This window comes from Pseudomonas sp. 05N434, from assembly GCF_056396965.1.
Genome location: NZ_JBFTMK010000714.1, coordinates 1 through 2,071, shown reverse-complemented (window position 1 = coordinate 2,071; position 2,071 = coordinate 1). Strand labels below are relative to the sequence as shown.

Here is a 2,071-nt window from a genome sequence, read left to right as displayed (position 1 = left end):
CCCTTGGCACCCCAGAGTGCGGCTTCGTACATGCCGATGGTCAACACATCAAACTGCCCGCCCTGGGTGGCGATGTCGGTGGTCAGGCGTTGGCGCAGGACGTTTTCTTCAAGCACCACCCAATTGAGTTTGATGTCCGGATGCTCGGCTTCGAAGGTTTTCGAGAGCTTTTGCATGCGGATCATGTCGCTGTTGTTGACGGTGGCGATGGTCAGGGTCTGAGCGCCGAGGCTGACGCTGCTGAGGGTCATGCAGGTGAGGGCAAGCAGAGCTTTTACCGAAGGTTGCATCGTGCACTCCTTTTCTGCACCCGGGGGTTACAGAAGGACAGTTATTGTTTTTGTGTCTTCCTGCGGAGGGAAGAATGTGCAGCGATTACAGCCTTCAATTGACAGGCTGACAAATCATCCATCGCACTGTGATCGATACTTTTTTGCACTGGGAAGTCAGGGGCTGGTGTCGCTGCATGCCGCGCTGTAGCAGCTGCCGTCAGGCTGCGTTCGAGGGCGAAGCCCTCGCCGGGTCCGAAGCTGCGGCGATACAGAAGAGGTGGAGTGGCCGGGTTTGCGACTGCTGCGCGGCCGAACGCAGCCTTCGGCAGCTGCTACAGGGATCCGTGGTACAGGATAAGTCAGTGCTGATTCTGCTCAGTCAACCGTTGCACCGCCAGCCGCCGGTAGTGCGACGGCGTCATGCCCTTGAGTTGCTGAAAACGCCGGTTGAAGTTGGAAATGTTGTTGAAGCCCGACTCGAAACACACATCGGTCACCGTTTTGTCGCCATCGGCCAGCAGCTCGCAGGATTTGCTGATGCGCAGGCGATTGACGAACTCGATGAAGCAGCGTCCGGTGGCCTGTTTGAACACTCGGCTGAAGTAGGTCGGCTTCAGACCCAGATGCTCGGCCACCTCTTCCAGCGTTAAATCCCTGGCGTAATGGGCAAAGATGTAATCCACCGCCCGGTTGGTACGGTCGATATTGTGTTCATCGGCCAATTGCGGCGTTGTGGCACCGGACAGCAACTGGTAGTCATCGGACGCCGCCAGCAACTCCAGCAGAATGAAAAAATGCCCGAGCCGGGTCATGCCTTGGGTGTCGGCGATGCGCTGCATCAAGGTCATGGCCTGGCGTATGGTGCGCTTGCAGCGAAACTCGATGCCGTACTGCGCGCGCTCCAGCAAGGGCGCAATTGTCTTGAGTTCAGCGAATACCTGATGGCCACTTTCGAACAGCTCGTCAGTGAAATTGACCAGCATGTCGCGCTCGGGCACCACTTCGTCTTCGGCCACCTGGCTGATCCAGTTGTGGGGCAGGTTGGGGCCGGTCAGGAACAGTGTTTCCGGGTAGAAGTTACCGATGTAGTCACCGATGAACACCTTGCCGGAGCTGGCGATGATCAAGTGCAGTTCGTATTCCTTGTGGAAATGCCAGCGCACCAGGGGGCAGGGGAATCCGTGTTGGCGATAGATGATGGACAACCCGTTGTGGTCGTCCATCAATTCGTAGGAAGGATCGGTGACTCTGGCTGTTCGGGTCATGTCAGGGCGCTTTGATTGTTATCGCCCCTTGATCATGCCTCTTTCGGGATGCCTAAGGCCAGCTTGCAACGCGACTGTGCTCAGGCGGGGGCATGCAACGCATCACCGTATACCGCTTTCATGCTGGTGGCACTCCAGCAGTAACGAACGATTTCGGATTCATCGAAAAAGTCGGTATTAATGATGCTGCAGCGCGTCACCCAGTCCCGGGTGGGATTGAACCAGTTATTGATGTGGTTTTTGATGTCTTGAGGCCCTCCCAGAAACGCGTAGCTGGTGGCCGATAACGACCATAAAAATGTTTCGTATGGCGCGTCTTTGAGTGTGTTGGAAATATGGGTTTTCAAATCCTCGGTGTCGGTAAACCGCTTGTTGATCCACTTGTGTGCAATACGCGGCCAGAAATAATTCTCATCCAGTTCCCGCCGTACGGGCGCCGCTAATATCACCCGGCGCAGAGCACTGATCCGCTTGAGCTCGCCGATCGTTTTTGTGGCGTTGTCGGGCGGTATCACTCGCTGTCCGAGTTGGCTG

At 56.4% G+C, this 2,071-nt stretch carries 3 protein-coding genes; all 3 read right to left on the bottom strand.

The features are described from left to right. Positions 1 to 290, bottom strand: a 290-nt coding sequence (locus AC1DLB_RS28480; protein WP_477786134.1) for an extracellular solute-binding protein, incomplete at its 3' end; no start/stop codon positions are given. Positions 291 to 631: 341 nt separating this feature from the next. After that, positions 632 to 1,537 (bottom strand): AraC family transcriptional regulator, encoded by a 906-nt coding sequence (locus AC1DLB_RS28475; RefSeq protein WP_018926036.1) that lies wholly within the window; start codon positions 1,535 to 1,537, stop codon positions 632 to 634. 80 nt (positions 1,538 to 1,617) lie between these two features. Then, a partial coding sequence (locus AC1DLB_RS28470; protein ID WP_477786133.1) for a PI-PLC domain-containing protein occupies positions 1,618 to 2,071 on the bottom strand: 454 nt, incomplete at its 5' end.